At 37.6% G+C, this 21,517-nt stretch carries 20 protein-coding genes; 13 read left to right on the top strand and 7 right to left on the bottom strand.

Features of this window, described 5'->3' with window-relative positions; all coding sequences use genetic code 11:
• Together nrdD and polC are read right to left on the bottom strand one after the other, a co-directional pair.
• A partial coding sequence (gene nrdD / locus E7Z77_RS08560) for an anaerobic ribonucleoside-triphosphate reductase (RefSeq protein WP_292752899.1) occupies positions 1-2,152 on the bottom strand: 2,152 nt, incomplete at its 3' end.
• Positions 2,153-2,411: 259 nt separating this feature from the next.
• Positions 2,412-5,711, bottom strand: coding sequence for a DNA polymerase II large subunit (gene polC / locus E7Z77_RS08555; protein WP_292752896.1), 3,300 nt, complete (start codon positions 5,709-5,711; stop codon positions 2,412-2,414).
• 193 nt (positions 5,712-5,904) lie between these two features.
• On the opposite strand from polC, the gene E7Z77_RS08550 reads away from it, so the two are divergent.
• Genes E7Z77_RS08550 through E7Z77_RS08540 form a run of 3 tightly spaced genes read left to right on the top strand, consistent with a single transcriptional unit; the run spans position 5,905 to position 7,889 of the window.
• Positions 5,905-6,999, top strand: a complete 1,095-nt coding sequence (locus tag E7Z77_RS08550) for a hypothetical protein (protein WP_292752891.1) — start codon at positions 5,905-5,907, stop codon at positions 6,997-6,999.
• A gap of 36 nt (positions 7,000-7,035) precedes the next feature.
• Complete coding sequence (locus E7Z77_RS08545) at positions 7,036-7,506, top strand: nucleoside deaminase (RefSeq protein WP_292752888.1); 471 nt, start codon at positions 7,036-7,038, stop codon at positions 7,504-7,506.
• Positions 7,506-7,889 carry a hypothetical protein gene (locus E7Z77_RS08540; protein WP_292752885.1) on the top strand — a complete coding sequence of 128 codons (384 nt, stop codon included), beginning with the start codon at positions 7,506-7,508 and terminating at the stop codon, positions 7,887-7,889. The genes E7Z77_RS08545 and E7Z77_RS08540 overlap by 1 nt, the downstream gene beginning before the upstream one ends.
• A gap of 21 nt (positions 7,890-7,910) precedes the next feature.
• Here E7Z77_RS08540 and lysS read toward each other — a convergent pair whose 3' ends face one another.
• From lysS to E7Z77_RS08520, 4 genes are all read right to left on the bottom strand, one after another.
• Positions 7,911-9,494 (bottom strand): lysine--tRNA ligase, encoded by a 1,584-nt coding sequence (gene lysS, locus E7Z77_RS08535; protein WP_292752882.1) that lies wholly within the window; start codon positions 9,492-9,494, stop codon positions 7,911-7,913.
• A 176-nt stretch (positions 9,495-9,670) separates the two neighbouring features.
• Positions 9,671-10,969: a phosphomethylpyrimidine synthase gene (gene thiC, locus E7Z77_RS08530; RefSeq protein WP_292752879.1), complete on the bottom strand. Its 1,299-nt coding sequence runs from the start codon at positions 10,967-10,969 to the stop codon at positions 9,671-9,673.
• Between the two features lie 250 nt (positions 10,970-11,219).
• The gene (locus tag E7Z77_RS08525) at positions 11,220-12,134 is read right to left on the bottom strand and encodes a carbohydrate kinase family protein (protein WP_292752875.1); all 915 of its coding nucleotides are present in this window, start codon (positions 12,132-12,134) and stop codon (positions 11,220-11,222) included.
• 149 nt (positions 12,135-12,283) lie between these two features.
• A complete protein-coding gene (locus tag E7Z77_RS08520) occupies positions 12,284-13,150 on the bottom strand; it encodes a LysR family transcriptional regulator (RefSeq protein ID WP_292752872.1) in 867 nt (288 codons plus the stop codon).
• A gap of 58 nt (positions 13,151-13,208) precedes the next feature.
• Here E7Z77_RS08520 and hxlB point away from each other — a divergent pair, with 58 nt between their 5' ends.
• On the top strand, positions 13,209-13,799 hold the full coding sequence (gene hxlB / locus E7Z77_RS08515) for a 6-phospho-3-hexuloisomerase (RefSeq protein WP_292752870.1): 591 nt from the start codon (positions 13,209-13,211) through the stop codon (positions 13,797-13,799).
• 1 nt (position 13,800) lies between these two features.
• On the opposite strand, the gene fdhD is transcribed toward hxlB, so the two are convergent.
• Entirely contained in the window at positions 13,801-14,550 is a 750-nt protein-coding gene (fdhD, locus tag E7Z77_RS08510; RefSeq protein ID WP_292752866.1) for a formate dehydrogenase accessory sulfurtransferase FdhD, read from the bottom strand.
• 275 nt (positions 14,551-14,825) lie between these two features.
• Between fdhD and E7Z77_RS08505 the strand changes: the two genes are divergently transcribed.
• From E7Z77_RS08505 to E7Z77_RS08465, 9 genes are all read left to right on the top strand, one after another.
• On the top strand, positions 14,826-15,932 hold the full coding sequence (locus E7Z77_RS08505; protein WP_292752862.1) for an ABC transporter substrate-binding protein: 1,107 nt from the start codon (positions 14,826-14,828) through the stop codon (positions 15,930-15,932).
• A gap of 10 nt (positions 15,933-15,942) precedes the next feature.
• Positions 15,943-16,956, top strand: coding sequence for an iron ABC transporter permease (locus E7Z77_RS08500; protein WP_292752859.1), 1,014 nt, complete (start codon positions 15,943-15,945; stop codon positions 16,954-16,956).
• Positions 16,947-17,750 carry an ABC transporter ATP-binding protein gene (locus tag E7Z77_RS08495; RefSeq protein ID WP_292752856.1) on the top strand — a complete coding sequence of 268 codons (804 nt, stop codon included), beginning with the start codon at positions 16,947-16,949 and terminating at the stop codon, positions 17,748-17,750. The genes E7Z77_RS08500 and E7Z77_RS08495 overlap by 10 nt, the downstream gene beginning before the upstream one ends.
• 6 nt (positions 17,751-17,756) lie before the next feature.
• Positions 17,757-18,329 (top strand): FmdE family protein, encoded by a 573-nt coding sequence (locus E7Z77_RS08490; protein ID WP_292752905.1) that lies wholly within the window; start codon positions 17,757-17,759, stop codon positions 18,327-18,329.
• A 215-nt stretch (positions 18,330-18,544) separates the two neighbouring features.
• Positions 18,545-19,201, top strand: coding sequence for a hypothetical protein (locus E7Z77_RS08485; RefSeq protein ID WP_292752853.1), 657 nt, complete (start codon positions 18,545-18,547; stop codon positions 19,199-19,201).
• Entirely contained in the window at positions 19,198-19,839 is a 642-nt protein-coding gene (locus tag E7Z77_RS08480; protein ID WP_292752850.1) for a MotA/TolQ/ExbB proton channel family protein, read from the top strand. The genes E7Z77_RS08485 and E7Z77_RS08480 overlap by 4 nt, the downstream gene beginning before the upstream one ends.
• 4 nt (positions 19,840-19,843) lie before the next feature.
• The gene (locus E7Z77_RS08475) at positions 19,844-20,143 is read left to right on the top strand and encodes a DUF2149 domain-containing protein (RefSeq protein WP_292752847.1); all 300 of its coding nucleotides are present in this window, start codon (positions 19,844-19,846) and stop codon (positions 20,141-20,143) included.
• A gap of 371 nt (positions 20,144-20,514) precedes the next feature.
• Positions 20,515-21,321: a formate/nitrite transporter family protein gene (locus E7Z77_RS08470; protein WP_292752844.1), complete on the top strand. Its 807-nt coding sequence runs from the start codon at positions 20,515-20,517 to the stop codon at positions 21,319-21,321.
• Between the two features lie 83 nt (positions 21,322-21,404).
• Positions 21,405-21,517 (top strand): hypothetical protein (locus E7Z77_RS08465; RefSeq protein WP_292752902.1); only part of this gene is annotated, 113 nt, incomplete at its 3' end.

Genomic DNA, 21,517 nt, shown 5'->3' with positions numbered 1-21,517 from the left:
CTTTCATTAAAGTTTTACATTTAAGACAGAAACTTAATGCTGAGCTGTAAGCCCAGAATCCGATATCGGATTTTCTTGCGATTTTGTTGGTTAAACTCATTAAGGAATCCGGATCTGAGTAGGATTCTCCCATGAATGCATGGAAGATGTGTCCTCCAGGAGTTAAACCGTGATATTTTTCTTCAATTTTGATTTTTTCAATCAATGATAATCCGGTGTCTACAGGCACATGTGAGGAGTTGGTGTAGTAGTTAGCGTTTCCTTCACCTTGCACAATAGCTTGGTCACCGAATTGTTTTTTATCAAGAGTTGCGAATCTGTAAGCGGTAGATTCTGCAGGAGTTTGGATTACAGACCATCTGAGTCCGGTTTCATCTTTCAATTGGTTAGCTCTGTCATTGATGTATTCAATACATTTTAAACCGAATTTATTTGAATCCGGATTTTCAATACCTTCGCCGAATAATGAGGATAACATTTCGTTAAGTCCGACAAAACCAAAGGACAATGTTGAATTTTCAATTCTGTAGTAGGATTCTCCTTCCACATCTTGTTTTAAGAATGGTAAAATGTGGAAATCATTTAAGCATTTTAATCCTTGTTCTCTTCTGAGCATTAAGGTTTCAACAGCTAAATCCATGTATTCGTCAAGGTATTCGAATACTTGTGATTCATCTTTGGATTGGTATCCGATTCTTGGTAAGTTTAAGGTAACGTAAGCGAGGTTACCTGTTCTTAAACAGTCTTTGTCCCAGTCGCCTGTCCAGGTGTCTTGTAAACAGGTTCTGCAACCCATGTAGTTTGCCATTTTTCCTCTGTATTTAGGGAACATGTTTACAAAGTAGGATGAACCGTATTTTGCAGACAATTCGTGGACTAAACGGAGATCTTCTTCATATTCACTGGTCATTGTTTCTTCACGAAGGGTGTAAATTGTATTTGGGAATAAATGAGGTTTGCCTTCGTTGTCTCCTTCAAGCAAGGTTTCAGTGAATGCTCTTTGGATTAATCTGGTTTCATCTTCATAGTCTGCGTAGGTTCCTACAACTTGGCCTTTTGGTCCGTATGCAGTTTCATCTTTCAGGAAATCAGGAACACCGAACTCCAATGCCATGCTGGTAAATGGAACTTGGGATCCACGTGCGGCGTAAGCCATGTTCAAGTTGTAGATAAGCATTTGGACAGCCTGTTTGATTTCATCGTAGCTTCTTCCTCTTGCAAATGGTGCAACAAAGACGTTCCATAGGGACATTGATTGTCCTCCGGACATGTTTTGTTGTGCTGCAAGCATGATTTCACCGGTGTGGTTCATTAAAGTTTCCATGTGGTTTGGTGCACCTGCAATTGAGGTGTGGTCACCGGTACCGTCTACTTTAAGACCGTATCTGATGAATGTTCTTATATCATGTTGAAGACAGTTTAGAGGTCTTCCTGCGAAGAATTCTAAGTCGTGAATGTGAATATCACCTGACATGTGTGCGTCAGCTAAGTGTGCAGGCAACATTTTTAAAAGTGCATATTGTTTTAACGCTTCGTCTGCTACATGCTTGTGAATACTTTCAGGGTTGTGGATCATGTTTGCATTGTCCCTGTTACCGTTTTCGATTAAGGAGGTAATGTTGTATACAGGAATACCTAAACGGGTGTAACGGCTTCTTAAATCTTCAAGTCCGTATTCCACCAATTTGGTGTTTACGATTTCCCTAATCATTGGAGCTGTCAAGTATTCTACATTTAATTTTTTGAGTTCTTTCCAGGTTTCTGTAGCAATTTCGAAAGCTGTTTCTTGGCTTGCTCCTGTTTCTTCAATCAGGGTATTTGCAATTTTGGATAAGTCGAATGCTTCAATGGTATCTCTTGAAGTACGTACTTTTAATTGGGTACTTGCCAAGTATTTGTTTGCGATTTCGGAATCAATGTCTTCTAAACATTCATAAACGATTTTTTTGATTTCTTTTGTTTTGATTCCATCGTATAATTGAGATACTACTGTAGCTACTATTTTATCTGATTCAAAGAAAGGAGTTTCAACCATTACTAATGATTTTAATAGTTTTTCATAACTGAATCTTTCTCTAATTCCGTTATTTTTTTCCACATTGATTTTAACGGAATCATTCATATTATTTCCTAATTCTGAAATTCTTTCCATATTTTTCACACCATTTTTCCTACGTTTTTAAAAAAGCATAAACGTGACGAGAGAGTAATCTCGCGTATGCTATAATGTATGTTGACACTTGTATAATTAATTGTTCGATTTAATACGAACATCTATTTAATACATTGTTCCAACTAGTATATAAATTGTTCGTCTTGACACGAACATTATTTATCTACTCTGATATTTACTATGAATTTAATATAAAAAAGATAAAACCCAAGAGCATTTGAAAAGTAATATGAATTCTTTAGAAGAAAATGTCTAAAGAACTTTGTTTTGACTTATCACTTTCAAACAGGGAGTTGATACCATATTCCTGAATTTCCAAACGTTGCTTTAGATAATGGGAAACTGGGTATCTGTTGACAAGCTCCTGTGATATTTCAAGGTATTTTGTAACCGAACCCTTGGAAACCGAAAGGACAAGATTTCCTCCGCAGCTGCATTTTCCGGTGAGCGGCATTCGTCTGTACTTGTTGCCGCATTTTGTGCATCTTACCTTCTGTTTGGAGAATGCTCTTGAATTTCCCATGATGTCCGGCAGGAAGTGGGATGACAATACCTTTTCCACGACTCCCCTCTGGTCAACGGCCCTGATGGTTTCGGCAAGGCTGATTTGAGCCTCTACCTTTTCTCTCATGGACGGCAGCCTTTTGTAAAGACATACTGTAGGGCCGGCATGGATATTGGATGTGTGGTGGGAAAACATCAGTCCCTCATATTGCTCAGGGGTTCCCAAATGCTTTTCCACATTGTCAATATATTCCAGGACCTCTGCAGGCTTGAGAGGACTGTATGTCTTTTCATAAAATTCAACAGGGAACCTTTCAAATATATCAAGGTTGTGGGATTCGTCGTCTATCTCTTCCGGATCGATTCTTGAAGATAAAACCAAAGGAGCATCCATACTTCCTCCTCTGGTGTTTGGTAAATATGATTTTGAAAAGTTAATCAGCGCATCTAAAAGCAGCATAACTGCATCTTCATCACTGTCACAGTTTCTACGTTTTGCTGAATGGAAATAAGGATGGGCATAACAGCCTAAGGCCTTTGTAAATCCGACAATCCTTCCAAGCACTCCTGCAGATGTGTGCGGTGCAAGGCCCGCCACCAGATGTCCAATCAAATCGCTTTTTTCCTTAACATTGTAGAATGCATCCATGTCGTAGTATCTTTCAAGCTCATCATCAATGAATTGGGCGGTTCTAAGCAGATATTCTCCACAGTTGTCTGAAATTACAATGTCCTGAACCTTGAGTTCAATGATTTGATCTTCATTTTCAATCGGGTTGCCGTAACAGTCCTTTTCATAACCCATTTCAAGAAGCTTTTCAACTGTAACTCCAATCTCTTTCGGAATGAAATGAGTAAGCGGCAAATCGGTTGAGTCATGACGTATTGTGCCGTCTTTGAATGTAAAGACTTCATTTTTGGCACGAAGTATTCCCTTTTCAAGAGGTTCAGGCAGTTTGGATTCGGAAATCATACCGATAACACCTTTAACCTCATCCACTCTTCTCACTTTAACATTATCGGATGCCTTCTTGAGCATTGAAGCAAGAGGAATGGTTTTTGTGGATGGTTTGCCCATTTCTGTCGGGCTGCCGCATTTAGGACAGAGTGAACCGAAAGAGCTGATTCCACATTCCGGGTTTGTACATTTCCTTCTGGATATGTCCACCTTGATGCTTCCTTTTTTAGCCGCTGTTGCAACCAGTCTTCTTGCACCTCCATTGTTTCCAATAGGAATCAGTCCATGAGGGGCAGGTTTCATAAGTCTTTCCTTAGATTTTTCAGGCCTTCCCACACGTGTTCCGATGTATGCAGGAGCCTTGTTTTTGATTTCAACAGGGGAAACTTCATTCAAAGCTTCAAGGGTTGTTTCCCTTTGAGGCAATTTTTTGGATAATGTGACCAGGAGTGCATAGGAGTGGTCTTTGTCTATCACGATTTTATCGTCGCGTACAAGATGCGGAACGCCAATAACTTCCAGAATCCTCTTTTCAGGGGACAATTCCAGTTTCATTCCTTCGTCCTGCTTATAAGTTGATTTTGATTTTTCAAGCAGGTCAATCAGGGAATTCAAATCCTGAATGGTCACATCGTTATAGCAGTAAGTGTATTTTGGATGAAGCGGAATGTCGTACTTCTTGGATAATGTGAACGCTTCGATTGATGAGAGATATTCATATTCAAGCTTGTGAAGGTCCAAATCATTATTGTTCTCATCAAAGTTTTCGCTTCCGGTCAAAAGCTGAATCCACCATTCTTCACACCATCCTGACGGATATAAAGGCTGGTTGTTTCTCAGGAATTCTCCGAATGCAACAAGCATGTCTCCCAAAAACAATATCTCAGTAACGTCCTTTTTGACTTCACGGGCTTGCTTTACTGAATCAAGAATCAGTACGTCGCCGTTTTTAAGTTTGACTGTTGGCCCTTCAATTGAATCAACAGGCACAACACAGTTACCTTTTCCGGGATATTCAATCTTAAGCTGTGTTCCGACAGCTAAAAAATCAAGCAGTGCCATTGTTGCGGGATGGACTCCCATTGTTGCAAGGCCGGTGTTTCTGGACCTTCCGTATCTTAGTCTGAATCCTCCCTTTTCAGAAGGATAACCTAAAATTGGCCTTCCACCGATGATATCCTGAATGTATTTTGGTTCGCTTACAATATCGGAGTCTCCGCTGTCACTTTCACTTGAATCATCCTTTTTAGGTTTGGAATATTCCTCAAGCCAGTCCCAGTCAAGTCCCAGCTTGTTGGAAATCTTTTTGATTTTTTTGGATTTCTGGATAACCCCTTCAACCATCGCAAGCAATGCACCTCCACGGATGTTGTTGGTTTCTACACGTTCCAGATCCCTGTGGGATACTTCAACCTGGTCGGTCTGTTCTCCTGAAACTTCAACGGGGATATGTGTTGCTGCAAATCTCACTTCTTCTGGTGTTGGTGAGTACTGTAAATTTGTAACTTCTGATTCGTATAGCTCAACTTCTTCCACATACCTTTCGATTTCATCATCGATAGGTTTGAATTCATCAAGGTCAATCGCCCTTCTGATCTTATCTCCCAAAAGCACGGACAAAGCCGCCGCAGTACCTCCGGCGCTTCTGATAGGGCCTGCAAAATAAACCGCAATATACTTTGTTCCGTCAAAGTTATCCTTGATCTTTACCTGGGAAATCCCTTCCAGAGGTGCCGCCACCACTCCTTCTGTAAGGATGGCCAGTGCTGTTCTGAGGCCTTGGTCACATCTCTGTTCCTGATTCCATTCTGCCTTTTCGCCGAAAAGTTCAAATTTGCCTGATGCAATTTCCGCTGCAATTTCAAAAGCTATGGATTCCCTGTCCATATCAGCTTCCAGTTCCTTAATCCTTTGAGCCACACCTTCGGGACCAACAAGCCCCTCTACTCTTTCAGCCAAGTCCTTTGCAAGAGGTACTTCTGTCTTTGTTTCAACATCCAAGCCTCTAGACCTTGCTTCATTAGCTATTTCGTATAGGTGATGGGTATCTGCTTCTAATCTATCAAAATAATCCATGGTATCGCCACAAGTTACAAAATTAATTTAGCATATAATCTATTGATTTTCATAATATTAATAATGTTTGCAATTTTCAAAATCAATCTTGCACTGTCCAGTTAATAATACTTAAATATACTAAAAATCAAATTAACTATATTGTATATCGTAGTTGAATTTTTAAATTATTATTGCTATTTTGGTGATATTAATGTCTGATGAAAAACCAATGAATGCCATGTATGGCCAAAAAGTTAAATTAGACTTGGATAAAATTAAAAATCGTTCAAATACTGAAAAAAACGCTGTTGAAAACGAAACTATTGAAGAACCTGTTGTTGAAAAGGTCGAAGAACCTGTCGCAGAAGCTTCCGTAGAAGATGCAGTTGAGGAAGCTCCTGCTGAAGAGGTTGTTGAAACTGTTGAAGAAGTTGAAGAACCTGCTGAGGAAGCTCCTGTGGAAGAGGTTGTTGAAACTGTTGAAGAAGTTGAAGAACCTGTTGAGGAAGCTCCTGTGGAAGAGGTTGTTGAAGAGCCTGCTGAGGAAGCTCCTGCTGAAAAACCTGCTGAAGAGGACTCATCAGAGTATTCAAAAACAATCAACGACTTAAAATCTAAATTAGGTGAAAGAGAAAAGAAACTGGCTAATCAATCTAGTGAACTAAACTATTTGACCAACAAAGTAATTCCTAAACTTAAAAAAGAAAATGCGGAACTGAACCGCCTTAAAAGGGAATTGACTGATGCGCTGGAAAAAAGTACTAGAAAATACTTCGATCAATTGGATATCAATGCAGATTTAAGCAATCAGATAGGAAAATTAGGTGCGGAAGGTGCAGTTAATAAGGTTAGAGCTGACAAATTGGAAAATGAAATCGGCAATATCAAAACTGAGCTTGAATCTCAAATAAATGAATATAAAGAAAAATTGGCTGCCGTTAATGTGGACGAACTTAAAGAAGACAACAAAAACTTAACAAATGAAGTCAATGAGCTTAAGGATAAGTTGGCCAGTACCAGAAAAGAAAATATAGAGATATCCGAAGAAGTTGATAAGCTAAGAGCTGAGCTAATCGACCTTGGTAACTATAAAGATGAAGTTGACAGCAATAACAAGAAGGAAATTGAAGGATACAAAAATGAAATTTCCTCCCTTACAACTCAACTCAAACTTAAGGAAAGTAGTTACGATAAATTGTCTAATGAATCCAAAAGCACAATTGCTGATTTGCACAATCAAATCAAAAAGCTTGAAGATGATTTAGAAAAAGAATCCAATAAAGGATTGTTCAATAGATTTAAATAGATGATTAAATTCATCTAATCTATTCTTTTTTTTAACATGACATCCGATAATCATTTCATGCAGGAAGCTATAAAGGAAGCTGAAAAGTCTTTAGCCGAAGGTGGCCTTCCAATTGGGGCTGTACTGGTTAAAGATGGTGAAATCATATCCAGAGGTCATAATAGATTAATTCAAAATGATTCCGTTGTTTTGCATGCTGAAATGGATGCAATTGAAAATGCAGGACGCCTGAATTATGAGGATTATATCAGATGCACTCTTTACACAACATTGTCCCCATGTCCGATGTGTTCCGGTGCCGTAATTTTGTATAACATTCCGCGTGTTGTAATAGGTGAAAATAAAACCTTGATGGGCGCAGAGAACATGCTTAAATGCAATGGTGTTGAAGTAGTGGTTTTAAATGACATCCGATGCAGAGATCTGTTTTTAAAATTTGTCTGCAACAATTCTGAAATTTGGGATGGGGAACTTGAAAAAGTCGGAAACACAACTGAGGTTAAATGATGGAAATTATAGTTACTGATGAAAGAGATGAAAGGTTTGTTAAATTCTGTGATTCCTTCGGATGCTTTTTAGACGACCCACAGGTTGTTTTGCTTTTAACAAGTTTTGGCAAAACCGTAGGATGTACAAGTTTCAAAGTTTATGATGCCGATTCGGCTGAAATCACCACATTATTCCTGAATTCCTATGATGGCCGTGAAAAGATAGCCTACAAATTAATCAGGCAGCTTGAAAAGATAGCTATTGATTATGGGTTTAAAAGCGTTGTCGTTAACTTTGACAGCGAAGAGGACATCCTGATAGGAATATTCGAAAAGCTGGATTATGTAAAAATCGACAGTGATGAAATCCAGTATAAAAAAGAGTTTAAAAGTTTAATTTAAAAAAAATAAAAGTTTAAAAGATTAAGCTTCATGCCTTAATCTTTTTATAACAAAGTCCTTATCCAAACTTAAAAGGAATGATGCTGCTCTTGGGCCTTGTTTTTGACCGAGAATCATTTTATAGATAGCTTGGAATCCTTTTTGTGGTTTTAATCCTTGAGCTTCCAGAATTTCATACATTGCATCGTGCAATTCGGTAGCATCATTGAAATCATTGTTTTCCATCAAATCAGCCAAATCAGATAGGAACTTGTTCTGCTCATCGGTCAACGGCAATTTTGGAATGCTTTTTTCCTGCACTTGGAATTTCACGAATTTAGGTGCATAGGTGTCCAGCCAGTAAATCACATTGTCGACCCTTTCTCTGTATTGAGCCATTTCCAAATCGGTTAAATCACCAAATTCCTTATCTTTAAAGCTTTTAGTTAATTGAGAATTCCTTTTAAGAATTTCAAATATTTTTTCAAGGTCATCTCCAGCAATTTGGTAAGCATTAACCAGAAATCTGAATGGTGGTCTGAAAGGTAAAGGTGCATCAGGAGTCATTTGAACAATTTCATAGATTTCCTTGAATTTTTTACCTTCTTTTTCGGATGGAGCTTCCTCTTCATCGTAGAATACTTTTTCAACAGTATCGAATTGGTCAATGAAGTCTAGGAAAGGCATTTTTGGTGAGAAATCTTTTGCTTTCATAGGTTTTGATCTGAACAGGTAGTAGTGTAAACTTTCTGCAGGTCCGATTTTCAGCCATTCTTCAGGAGCAAAGAACACTCCATGGGATTTACTCATGGCTTCACCGTCAAGGGTAATCCATTCATATGGCACAGGATATGGTGCAGGATAATTGAATATCTCTTCAGAAATTACGCTACTTACATCATATGATCCTCCGCTTGCAGCGTGGTCTTTTCCGAACGGTTCGCAGGTGGTTTTGAATATTTTCCATCTTGCAGCCCATTCAACTCTCCATGTAAGTTTACCGTTTCCGGATTTGATGTCCATCTCACCGTCATGACCGCATTCACATCTGTATTTGATGATGTCTCCATCATAATCATAAGCGTAAGTGGTGTTTACACGTCCGCATTCGTCACAAATCGGGTTGTAAGGCAACCAGTCATCGGCCAAAGGTTCTCTTCTGTATTGGTTGAATATTTCCTTGATTCTTTCAACATTTTCAAGGGCAATTCTTATGTAATCGTTATAAACTCCGCTTTTGTACATTTCAAAACCGGATTTTGCTTCTATTTCAATTCCATAGTTGTCCATCACTGAAAGTAGAGGTTTTTCAAAGTGCTCTACAAAATTAGCACAGCATCCATCAGGACATGGAATCATTGAATACGGCATTCCTAAGTATTTATCGTAAGATTCAGGTAAAGGGTATGGAACTTTTCTTAGAGGGTCATGGTCATCTGCAATCCATATTGTTTTAGCTTTTTTTCCTTTTTCTCTTAATTTCTTTCCAATTCCATTAGCTATAAATATGTCGCAAGAGTTTCCAATGTGTATGGAACCGGATATTGAAGTTCCGCTTGCGATGACATGCTCATCTACGTCCATTTTACTTAATTCATTAGCTATGTTTTCAATCCAATGTGTCATTTATATTCACCATTCTAATAAAAAAAATTATCATAAAATAAGTAATTATACTGTATTGATTTTTGTTGCTATTAATATAAAAAGATTAGTTTAAATTAAAATTAAAAAAGTTGTCAGCAATCAATTGTTGATGTTAAATTAAAATAAAAAAAAGAAAGTTAAATAGATAATATTATCTATTTAATCAAGTCGGAATCGGATTGGTCCAACCATTCGTTAACGATTTTAACTGCACAGAAGTTACCGCACATGGTACAGGTGTCTTCTTCTTCAGGAGGTCTTTGATCTCTTTTTGCACGTGCAGCTTCAGGGAACATTGCACAAGCATATTGTGCTTCCCAATCAAGTTTTTTCCTTGCTTCAGCCATAGCCAAATCTTGTGAACCGTCGATTTGTCCGCTGGCTAAGTCTCCAGCATAAGCTCCGATTTTGGTTGCTATTACACCTTCCCTTACATCATCAGGGTTTGGGAGAGCCAAGTGTTCTGCAGGAGTTACATAACAGATGAAGTCAGCTCCGGCTTTTGCGGATGATGCCGCACCGATTGCGGATACGATGTGGTCGTAACCTGGTGCCACGTCACATACAATAGGTCCTAACATATAGAATGGAGCGTTTGAACACATTTTCTTTTGAATCATTACGTTTGTTGGGATTTCGTTGATTGGAATGTGTCCTGGTCCTTCAATCATACATTGAACGCCTGCTTCACGAGACCTGTCGATTAATTCTCCTAAAATGATCAATTCTTGTATTTGTGCCCTGTCGGTTGAATCGGCAATGGACCCTGCCCTCATACCGTTTGCAAGTGAAAGCACAACATCATGCTCTTTGGCAATTTCTAAAACATAATCGAAGTTTTCGTATAATGGATTTTCCCTTTCATTTTCAACAATCCATCCAGACATGAATGAACCTCCTCTTGAGACAAGTCCGGTCACACGGCCTTGCCTTTTGAGTCTGGTCAAGGTTTCAATGTTGATACTGCTGTGAACAGCCATAAAGTCGATACCATCTTTTGCTTGCTTTTCGATGGTTTTGAATAAGTCATCTTCTTCCATGTAAATTACAGAACCGTCACGTCTGATACTTTCAATAGCTGCCTGATAAACTGGTACGGATCCTACTGGCAATGGGGACATGTCAAGCACTCTGTTCCTGATTACGTCAAGGTCTCCGCCAATACTTAACTCCATTAAACAGTCTGCACCATTGTCGATAGCTATCTGAGCTTTTTGAACTTCCTCATCGAAATTGACGATGTCTGTTGAAGTTCCGACGGTTGCATTTACTTTTGTTCTAAGTCCAGCACCAATACCTGATGCTTCTATATCTCTATTCACGTTGCTTGGTATTACAATTGTACCTGCTGCCACTGATTTTAAGATAAAATCTTCTGAAACATTTTCTATTTTAGCAACGTGTTTCATCTCATCGGTTAATATACCTTTTTTTGCATCACTAATTTGTGTCATAGTTATCACATCATAGTCAGATTAGATTTAAAACAGTCAAATTTATTTTATATTTATCTCATACCTAGTTGATATTGTCTTATATTTATTTATTAGTATTTAAATTAGTAGGATTTTTTTTAATTTCATCTTACTTGATATGAGTAAATTTATTTTTAAAAAAGTAGTATTTTGGTTTGCTTAAAAGCAAATTAAAGCCATATTGATAAAAATAAAGTTAACTTTAAAAAAAATTAAAAAAAGAATAAATTTAATAAAATTCATTCATTCTTTCAAAAGCCTCGTCAAAACTTGGCATGTTGGTCTGGCATCCTTGATGTTCCACAATGAATGATGAAACTGTAGATGCAAACTTGGCTGATTCTTCCAATGTTTCTCCGTTTAAAAACCTTGATAAGAATCCTGCCCTATAGGAATCTCCGGCACCTGTTGGATCAACGACATCCCTTTCAATAGCATCGATTTTAATTTTTTCTTCGCTTGAGTAGATTTCGCTGCCGTTAGCTCCGCAGGTTTTAACGATGATTTTAGGACCCAATTCCCTTAGGCCGTCAAGGTCAACTTCAAGGGCGTCCAGTATCCTTTCGATTTCATGGTGATTTCCGAATAGGATTGTGGTATTTTCAATAACGTCCCTCAATTTTCTGGTGTCGTACATTCCAAGGTCTTGACCCGGGTCGAATGAAACGAGCAGTTCCTCATTTTTTGCCTCTTCGGAACATTTCCAGTTAAAGTTAGGATCTCCTGTAGCCAAATGAATTGCATTTGCATTTTTAATCGCAGCTGTTGGAACTTTGCTGTCTGCAAATTCGCGTGCAGCACCCCAATAGAAATAGCTGATTTGGTCTTCATTATCGTCAGTCAAAACAAATGCGGTAGGTGTTGCTTCACCCGGAACAATGATTAGTGATTCGGTGTCAATACCCAAATTCTGCATATGTTCATAATATTCAGTTTTTTTGAAATCGCCTCCAACAGCAGAAACCAATGAGGTTTTTAATCCTAATTTCGCTCCAACACAAGCAACGTTAGCTGCCGCACCACCGTTAAAGGTTTTCATATTTGTAATAGGAGCTGAAAAATTTGCTTTTGGAAATTCAGGCACTCTTATAATATAATCGTGAGCAGAGTGGCCAATTGCTAGTAAATCTCTGTTTTTAACCATAATATCTCCTTTTTATATGTCAGTTTAATATTGTGTCTTCTCATTATTTAATGTTTTGAAAATGCATAAAAACACAGAGTCAGTTGAGTGTAGTACTATATATTAATATATTATTATCTTATTTTCCCAACAGCATTTGAAAAGTAATGTCACATTGACTTGAAACCCTGTTTTGCTATCTCATCCTGACCTTCATTCAACAGATATCTGATAAATTCATCGACTTCAGGCTTGTCCTCATTCACCTTGACAACGCTGATTACATGCTGAGTATCATACTTTAGGAGGTCATTTCCATTGAAATAACTGGCATTCAAAAATGTATATAAATTTTTTGAATTCCTCACCATTTTAAACGCATCGAATTGGGAGTTCACGGTTTCTTTAATGTTGAATCCTATATCATAATGCTTCAGGCTGGTCCATGCAAGCCTTTGGGCAGAACCGCTGACGCTTATGAAATCAAGATTTTCCAAATCGGAAATGCTGTCAATCTTTTTTGAGTCGGGGCCTGAAACCAGAACGAGATAATCATAGGCAATCGGCATGAAGTTGATGTCCCTTTCATATGCAATCAAAGGATCATCCAGTGTCAGTATATCGACTGCACCCCTCTTTGCAAGCTCAAAGGCATCCTTGTCGCTGCTGCTGTAGATGTTTGCATTGAAAGGCAATGGTATGCTTTCAAGAAGACCTGTGCTGATGTGTCCCCCGACAATGTTGATTGCATCGGTCTTTTCGATTTGAATCAGATATTTCCTGTATTCTTCAAGCAATGCCAATCCTTCCGGAGTGAGTATTGTACCGTTGCCCACCTTTCGGGTAATCTTGAAGCCAAGCTTCTCTTCCGCCTTAAGCAGTCTCCTGTTGAACACTGTATGGGAAATGTGCAGTTCCTTTGCGGATTTTCTTTGGGATCCTGTTTTGAATAGGGAATTTAAGCTTTCATATAGCTTATAATCATAGATGTTGCCATCGATATTTAAACTTATCAGGCCTTCGCTTTGAATTTTCATTAATTATATATAAAATTGTAATCATAATTAATAATATTGATTTTGGGATTTAGATAAAATGGAAATAATGAAAACTTCTATTAAAGCTATATTGGATAACATTAAAAGTGCTGAAGATTATTTGGATGAAGAGGCAATTGAAAAATTTGAAGATATTATCATCGAATCTAAAAACATTTTTGTTACAGGAGCCGGAAGATCCGGACTTGCAGCCAAAGCATTTGCAATGAGGCTGATGCATTTGGGTTTGAGCGCTTACGTTGTAGGCGAAACAATATCTCCTGCCATTTATGAAGATGACTGCATAATTGCCATTTCCGGTTCAGGAGAAACTAACACCATCGTTTCAGCAGCTAAGATAGCTAAAAACAGAGGTTCAAAAGTATTGGCTTTAACTTCATATCCTGATTCCACTTTAGGGCAATTGGCTGACAGCTACATTCTTGTCAAAGGTAGGACTAAAAAAGAAGTGGATGACGAAAACTATATGAAACGTCAAATTCATGGTAACTATACTTCATTGACTCCATTGGGTACCGCTTTCGAATTGACCACACTGGTATTCCTTGACGCTATCGTTTCCGAGCTAATGGAAAAGATGCAACAGACAGAAAGCGACCTAAAAGCAAGACACACTGTTTTAGAGTAATTTAGTCAAAAATTACTCTATTTTGATTATTATAGATATTGCAGCGTTGGCCTCTCAGGAATCCGACGAGTGTGATATTTCCTTTTTTTGCGATATTGTATCCGGAATTAGCGGGAGCTGCGTTTGATGCAAGAATAGGCACTCCGGCCCTTGTCATCTTTATGACCATGTCCGCAGGCATTCTTCCGCTATAGATTACATAGGAATGATTCAGGTCAAAACCGTTCAACAATCCGTATCCGATTACCTTATCAACCGCAACGTGGCGGCTCACATCCTCTTTCACGACAAATTTTCCGTCATAAACGATTCCGGCGACATGTGTTCCTCCGGTAGCCTGCCAGATTTCTGCGTTGTCCTTGAGCTCTTCTATTCTTTCAATCAGTTCCTTCACGCTGACCTGAAAGTCGGACTCGACGCGTTTCACATCCTTGATTTTGCTTCTCCAGCCTCCTGCGGAATCTGAACATAGCACTGTTTCATTGGTTTTAAGGAGGGTATCGTCGATTTCGGCATTGATTTGAACTCCATCTATTTCAATGCTTTTGATGTCATCCATTGACTTTACCATATTCTCATTGAAGAGATATCCGACAGCAAATTCTTTAAGGGAGTCTTCTATAGCAGATAGGCTACGGGAAATCTCTCCGTTGATTGTTAATGTGATTGTTTCATCTTTCACTACATTTTCCTTTGCATCGTAAGCTTTCCCATTTTTAAATTGAATGGCGTCTATTTCCTCTATTTTCATACTTTCGCCTCTATATAATACTATGTCGGGTGTTATATTTAAGTTTATTACGGAAAGTGCTTTATTAATAAAAATACTAACGATAATATTCTTCATTATTAATTTTCAACAATTTAAATTAGTTTAAAATTGATTTAAGCTAGTTAATACTATTAGAATATAATAATGTCTTTTTATTTTATGGGGTTATTATTATAGTAATTTTTTAGAAAAATTATTTAATAACTTAGTGAATATATATTCCTATCGAATTAATTTTTATTCGGGGGTTTATGATGGAAAAGAAAATGAAGGTTGTGCTTCTGATATTAGCTATTCTGATTGTTTTGGGTGTCGCCACTCATTTATTTTTAACACCTTCAACTGTAGAAAGTTCCGGCTCTCAAAATGTAACCGATATGATTAACAGGTCTGTGGAAATACCTCAGAATATCGGTAATGTTGTAGCCACTTCACCTCCAATGACTACCGTGCTTTATATGATTGCACCTGAAAAGTTAAAGGCCGTCAATTTCCAATGGACAGATGAGGAACTGAAATATGTTCCGGGCCAATATGCCAATTTGCCGGTAGTTGGGGGATGGTTTGGTTCTCAAGATGGTAGTTATGAGGAATTCATTGCATCAGAGCCGGATATAGTAATAGAATCCATTGACGAAGGTGGAGATGGGGATTTATCCACTGTAACTGAACGTCAAGAAAAATTCGGTTCAATTCCTGTTGTTGCCGTCAGGGATACAACTGATGTTGAAAAGATAGGAGATTCAATATTGTTCATGGGTGAGATAGTGGGCGCTCAGGATAAGGCAAATCAACTCAATGACTTCAATGACAGGTATCTGGATATTGTTCATGAAAAGTCAGCCAAAATATCCGACGGTGACAAGAAAACTGTCTATTATGCGTCAGGTGATGATGGGCTTCAAACAAATCCTTCAGGTTCCTCACATGGGCAACTGATTGATCTGGTCGGTGCAAAGAATGTTGCCGATTCTTTAAATCAGGCAAATGCCACAAGCAGCATTCAAGTCTCAATCGAGCAGGTAATCAGCTGGAATCCTGATGTTATTATCACAACTGACCCGGAATTCTATGCCAAAGTATACAACGATTCAAATTGGGCTCACATTAAAGCAGTTCAAAACAAGGAAGTTTACTTGTCACCTCAATCTCCATTTAAATGGTTTGACAGGCCTGTAGGAGCAAATATGATTATTGGCGTACCATGGACTGCAAAAGCCATTTATCCTGAGGATTATAAGGAAATCAATTTGAAAGATGCGGTAAAAGAGTTTTACAAGGAGTTCTATCATTTCGATTTGAGTGATGATGAGGCAAAAGAAATCTTGATAGGTTCCGGAATCAAGGAATCCAATTTATAGGGGAAGTTTCATGGATAATGAGTCAAGGGAGATTATAAGCATTGTACTCTTAATTTTTCTCCCGATTATCTTATTTTTTTTATCATTCCTGCTTGGAAGATATCCGGTAAGTCCAATAGATGTTATAAACACGATTTTATGTCCGATATTCCCGCAATTGGAGGTTTCTCAAACTGTAACAACTATTGTTTATGAAATAAGGCTTCCGAGGATTATTGCAGCCATTGTTGTCGGCGCTGCTCTGGCCATGGCGGGAGCTGCCTTTCAAAGCATCTTCAAGAACCCTCTTGTATCTCCGGATTTGCTTGGAGTGTCAAATGGTGCCGGATTCGGTGCTGCTTTGGCCATTTTAATTAGTGGAGCGGGTGCTATAACCCAATTGTTTGCGTTCATATTCGGAATAATCTCAGTTTCGATTACCTATCTGATTTCAAGAGCATACAAAGCAGGGGGAATATTGGTTTTGGTCCTGTCAGGTGTTGCCATTTCAGCCTTTTTCAATGCCTTGATTTCAGCCACAAAATTTATAGCTGACCCCGATGATAAATTGCCCGAAATCGTTTATTGGCTTATGGGAAGCCTTGCATCTGTCAATTTAGATAAGCTTATCATGATTATGATTCCTATAGTTATAGGGGCTGTCATTCTGCTGATGCTTAGATGGCACATGAATCTGCTTGCCATGGGTGATGAAGAAGCACAGTCCTTGGGTTTGGATCCGGGAAGAGTCCGATTATTTATTATTATAGGATGCACTTTGCTGACTTCTGCAGCGGTTTCTGTAAGCGGCATTATCGGCTGGATTGGGCTTATAATTCCTCACATGGCACGTATGATTGTGGGTCCGGACAACAGAATTCTGATTCCTGCCTCCCTTAGTTTGGGAGCCAGCTTTTTATTGCTGATTGATAATATTTCAAGGGCAATGATTTCAATTGAAATTCCAATTGGTATTCTCACCGCAATAATCGGCGTTCCGATATTTTTATATTTGCTTAAGAGGGGGTATTCAGAATGGTCATAGATAATAAATTGTTCGAAGTGAAGGATATTTCCTTTTCATATGATGGGGATGAGATATTTTCAGATATCAGCTTCCATATTGACAGGAGTGATGTGCTCTGCATTTTGGGGCCTAACGGAACAGGCAAAACCACCCTGATTAAATGCCTCAACGGGCTGCATGATATCGATTCCGGGGAAATCCTTATCAATGGAAAGAACATAAAAAAACTGTCGTTTTCTGAAATTTCAAGACATATAGGTTATATTCCTCAGGCTCATGTTCCTTCATTCCCGTTCACTGTTTTGGATGTTGTCGTAATGGGAAGGGCTCCGTATTTAAATTTGACATCCTCTCCCAAAAAGGAAGACATTGACATTGCTTTGAATTCTCTTAAAACATTGGGAATCGACCACCTTAAGGATAAGGAATATACGAATTTGAGCGGTGGCGAAAGGCAGTTGGTATTTTTAGCCAGGGTTTTATGTCAGCAGCCAGATATATTAATATTGGATGAGCCGACTTCCCATTTGGATTTTGGAAATCAGATTAGACTTCTGGAAATCATTGACGAACTGTCCAAATCGGGACTTTCAATAATAATGTCATCGCATTTTCCGGACCATGCGTTTTTAAGTTCGAATAAGGTGGCAATAATGAAGGATGGCGGGTTTATCGATTTTGGAAGTCCGGAAGATGTCGTAACGGAAGAAAACTTAAGAAAAGCTTATTCGATTGATGTCAAGCTAATGGAATTGGATGATGAAAGAAAGGTATGTGTGCCTTTAAAGACAAATTTAAAAATAGAATTATAAGGTGATATTATGGATATAAAAGATTATGACGAACAGCTAAAAATGGCCGGTGAATTTCACGGTGAAATTTGTGGCGGAATAGCTATCGGAACTAAATTGGCAATGTATGGTCTTGAATTGATGGGAATGGAGCTCAACCAAAGGCATAAGAATCTGATTGTATTTCTGGAAATTGACAGATGCATGGCCGATGCGGTTCAGGTTGTCACAAAATGCACTATGGGAAAAAGGGCTCTCAAACAGATGTATTATGGAAAATTTGCAGTGACTTTCTATAATATGGATACTGAAGAGGCCTTAAGGATTTCCGATGCCGATGCAAACAAGAAAGAAAAGAATAAGGAAACCAGAGAGGAAATGGTTGCACGCTTCAGAAACACTCCTGCCGAAGAGCTGTTTAAGGTGGAAAAAGTTAAGGTAAAATTGACAGAAGCGCAAATGCCGGGCAAACCTCATACCTCCACTTTCTGTTCTGTCTGCGGTGAAAAGGTCACAGACGGCAGACATCTGGTCAGGGGCGGAAGGCCGGTTTGCATTTCATGTGCTGAAGGGTCATATTATGAGTTGATTGAAGATTGATTTATAACATGATTTTTAAATTTTATTAAAAATTTTTATTTTTTTTATTTTATTGATATTTTTTCTTAATTTTTAATTTAAATTATTTATTTTCTTATTTTAATTATTTTACTTGATTTTAATTATTTGATTTATTTTTAAATAATTCATTACGATATGTTTATATATTCATGTTGGGTAATATAGAATTAGAATAATGAATATGTGGTTGAAATATGGATTTGATTGCAGGATACCTATTAATAATATTAATATTATTTTCAGCTAATTTGGCGCTGTTTCTTGGAAATTATAATTTTAATAATATCAAGATACTTGCAGTGTCCCTTGCATGTTCCGCAATTTCGCTTATAGTAATAAATGCCTCAGCCTATCTTAACCAAAGCTTTTTATTTCTGATGGACAGTTACGGTCTTTTGTTTTTAGCTATTTCCATTGCGGTTTTCGCTTTGATGTTGCTTTATACAAGGAACAGTCAGAAGAATCTCAGGTATTCCATTTATTTGCTTTCAATCATCTTTTTCATTTCAACTTTATTGATTGCATGCCAATCAAAAATTAGTCTCATGGACAGTATTGTATATTCTTTATTTGTATTCATAATCGTATTTTGTGTTTATAAAATTACAAGATTATTAATTCATGCAAAACGACCATATTATGTAATCATTGGTGAATACATGTCATTATTTTCAATATTGATGTTCATTTTCGCTTTAACCTATAACTCTACAAGGGGTTTGGATTACTCAATGTTCAATCCTTTCTTGATTTTGACTCCGACATATCAGGTCATCTACATGATTATAGCTATTGCGATTATTATGGTCATAGGTGTGGTTTTAAATGATAGTAAGGGAGGAAATTCATGATTATTCAGGGTACTGAAACATTGACTTCATTAATCCATATCCTTTCGGAAAGTTTATTAACTCCAGTTATCATATTGCTTGTTATTTCAGTGATAATTGTCATTCTTTCCCTGGGAGGATTGATTAATGAGTACATATCAAGAAAGCCTATCAGTTCCAATGACTTGGAAGAGCTGATTAGGAAGGTTTCTTTTTCAAGTGATGTTTCACAGATGAAAAATGAAATTGAAAAGAGTAATTTGTTCGATTATCAAAAAGGGATTCTAGTCCGAATAGCAAACAACCATGATATCGGCAGTGATGCGAGAAAAGCCTTGGCAAGTGAATTAATTTCAAGTGAGGAAACCCGGCTTATCAAAAAGACCAACAAGACAGACATTCTTGTTAAGGTCGGTCCGATTTTAGGTCTTTTGGGAACTTTAATTCCATTGGGTCCGGGATTGGCTTCATTAGGTACTGGAAACATATCCGTACTTGCACAGGCATTGACAATCGCTTTTGACACCACAGTTACAGGATTATCAGTCGGTGCTTTGTCATACCTGATTTCCAAGTATAAGAAGCAATGGTATGAATCAGATTTGATCGATGTGGAAACTGTTGCAGAAGCGGAATTGGAAACTTTAAATAAATGGTGAAATCATGCTTAGAAAAAGAAGAAGGATTTCTGAATCTGCTGATGATGATCCTATGAGTGGTTTGAACAACCTTTCCGATGCCATGCTGGTTTTAGCTTTGGGATTTTTAATTTTTGCCATAATGGCCTTGTCAGCTAATCCTGATTTAATTTCAGAAACTCCAAAAACGCAGGATGTTTCAACAGCAGATGTCTTTAATCAAAATTACACCGACGCCGGCGGACTTGAGGATAGTGGATACAGTGAAGTTGGAAAAGTTTATGAAGACCCAAGCACAGGCGAGCTGGTCATGGTATCGAATTGATGTTTTTTCGATGTGAATTATTTTATGCAATTCGCATAAAATTTATTCTATTTTTTTTATTAACCCATTATTATTTTATTTTAGTTAAAACAAACTAATATTTGCAGTATTTTAAAAAAATTATCTTCTAATAATCGTGATTTTGAAAAAATAAGAAATCTTTCACGATGATAATATTATTCATCATGATTTATCATTATGTTTACTTTTGTTTGCTTTTAGTATTTAAATATTTCTTTTACAGTCTAATAACAAATCCTTTTTATATATAAGAGACCATATATAACATTATAATACTTTGAACTATCTTAATTGTGGAATTCATTAGTATTATACAAAATTAATTTAAAGGGAATAAAGAGGTTGATAATATGAGTTCATCTTTTAAAAGTCCAGTAGAAACTGCAAAAGCAATTTCAGGAACTGCTGGAGCAAAAAACTCTGCAAATATTGTTAATGTAATATTACTCTCCTTTTTAGCAGGAGCATATATTGCATTTGGTGGTTTATTAGCTGTAGTGGCAAGTGCAGGTATGTTAAAAGCAGGCGCACCACTCGGTTTAGAAAAATTTGTTTTCGGTGCAGTGTTCCCTGTAGGTTTGATTATTGTTGTAATCGCAGGGTCTGAACTATTCACTGGAAATGTAATGTTTATGACTCTCGGTGTATTAGACGGTTCCGCATCTGTTGGCGGTCTCGCTAAAAACTGGGTATTAAGTTGGGTATTCAACTTTGTAGGTGCATTATTCGTTGCATACGTTCTCGCTTTCATGGGTGGAATTACTCCTACTGACGCATCAGCACCAGCTTACGCTATTTCCGCAAAAGCTATTGCTGTGGCAGAAGGTAAAGTTACCATGCCATTCACCGCTGCTATGATTAAAGGTATCGGTTGTAACTGGCTTGTATGTTTAGCTGTATGGTTAGCTAACGCATCAGATGATATCATCGGTAAAATCGTCGGTATCTGGTTCCCAATCATGGCGTTTGTATGTATTGGATTTGAGCACAGTGTCGCAAACATGTTCTTCATACCATTAGGTATGTTCTTAGGTGCTGAAGGTGTAAACTGGGGTACTATTATCATTAATAACTTAATCCCTGTTACCATCGGAAACATCATTGGTGGAGCAGTCTTTGTAGCATGTATCTACTGGTACACTTTCCTCAAAGAATAAGCTAGTAAATTATTAAACTTTAAGAAGCTTTTTAAGCTTCTTTTTTAAATTATTTTATAAAAATATATTTTGGAGATTATAAAATGGTTGAGATTAAATATGTACCAACAATCTGTCCGTACTGTGGTACTGGTTGTGGACTCAACTTCGTTGTAAAAGACGGAAAAATTGTTGGTGTAGAACCTTTAAAAAGACA

Source organism: Methanobrevibacter sp. (assembly GCF_015062985.1).
Taxonomy (GTDB): Archaea; Methanobacteriota; Methanobacteria; order Methanobacteriales; family Methanobacteriaceae; genus Methanocatella.
Note: the sequence above shows the minus strand (reverse complement) of the source record. Positions and strands in the feature narration are given on the sequence as shown.

Bases quoted from the DNA above. Each gene is read 5' to 3' on its own strand.
- polC (WP_292752896.1), bottom strand. From the start codon at position 5,711: ATGGATTATTTTGATAGATTAGAAGCAGATACCCATCACCTATACGAA.
- E7Z77_RS08550 (WP_292752891.1), top strand. From the start codon at position 5,905: ATGTCTGATGAAAAACCAATGAATGCCATGTATGGCCAAAAAGTTAAA.
- E7Z77_RS08545 (WP_292752888.1), top strand. From the start codon at position 7,036: ATGACATCCGATAATCATTTCATGCAGGAAGCTATAAAGGAAGCTGAA.
- E7Z77_RS08540 (WP_292752885.1), top strand. From the start codon at position 7,506: ATGGAAATTATAGTTACTGATGAAAGAGATGAAAGGTTTGTTAAATTC.
- lysS (WP_292752882.1), bottom strand. From the start codon at position 9,494: ATGACACATTGGATTGAAAACATAGCTAATGAATTAAGTAAAATGGAC.
- thiC (WP_292752879.1), bottom strand. From the start codon at position 10,969: ATGACACAAATTAGTGATGCAAAAAAAGGTATATTAACCGATGAGATG.
- E7Z77_RS08525 (WP_292752875.1), bottom strand. From the start codon at position 12,134: ATGGTTAAAAACAGAGATTTACTAGCAATTGGCCACTCTGCTCACGAT.
- E7Z77_RS08520 (WP_292752872.1), bottom strand. From the start codon at position 13,150: ATGAAAATTCAAAGCGAAGGCCTGATAAGTTTAAATATCGATGGCAAC.
- hxlB (WP_292752870.1), top strand. From the start codon at position 13,209: ATGGAAATAATGAAAACTTCTATTAAAGCTATATTGGATAACATTAAA.
- fdhD (WP_292752866.1), bottom strand. From the start codon at position 14,550: ATGAAAATAGAGGAAATAGACGCCATTCAATTTAAAAATGGGAAAGCT.
- E7Z77_RS08505 (WP_292752862.1), top strand. From the start codon at position 14,826: ATGGAAAAGAAAATGAAGGTTGTGCTTCTGATATTAGCTATTCTGATT.
- E7Z77_RS08500 (WP_292752859.1), top strand. From the start codon at position 15,943: ATGGATAATGAGTCAAGGGAGATTATAAGCATTGTACTCTTAATTTTT.
- E7Z77_RS08495 (WP_292752856.1), top strand. From the start codon at position 16,947: ATGGTCATAGATAATAAATTGTTCGAAGTGAAGGATATTTCCTTTTCA.
- E7Z77_RS08485 (WP_292752853.1), top strand. From the start codon at position 18,545: ATGGATTTGATTGCAGGATACCTATTAATAATATTAATATTATTTTCA.
- E7Z77_RS08480 (WP_292752850.1), top strand. From the start codon at position 19,198: ATGATTATTCAGGGTACTGAAACATTGACTTCATTAATCCATATCCTT.
- E7Z77_RS08475 (WP_292752847.1), top strand. From the start codon at position 19,844: ATGCTTAGAAAAAGAAGAAGGATTTCTGAATCTGCTGATGATGATCCT.
- E7Z77_RS08470 (WP_292752844.1), top strand. From the start codon at position 20,515: ATGAGTTCATCTTTTAAAAGTCCAGTAGAAACTGCAAAAGCAATTTCA.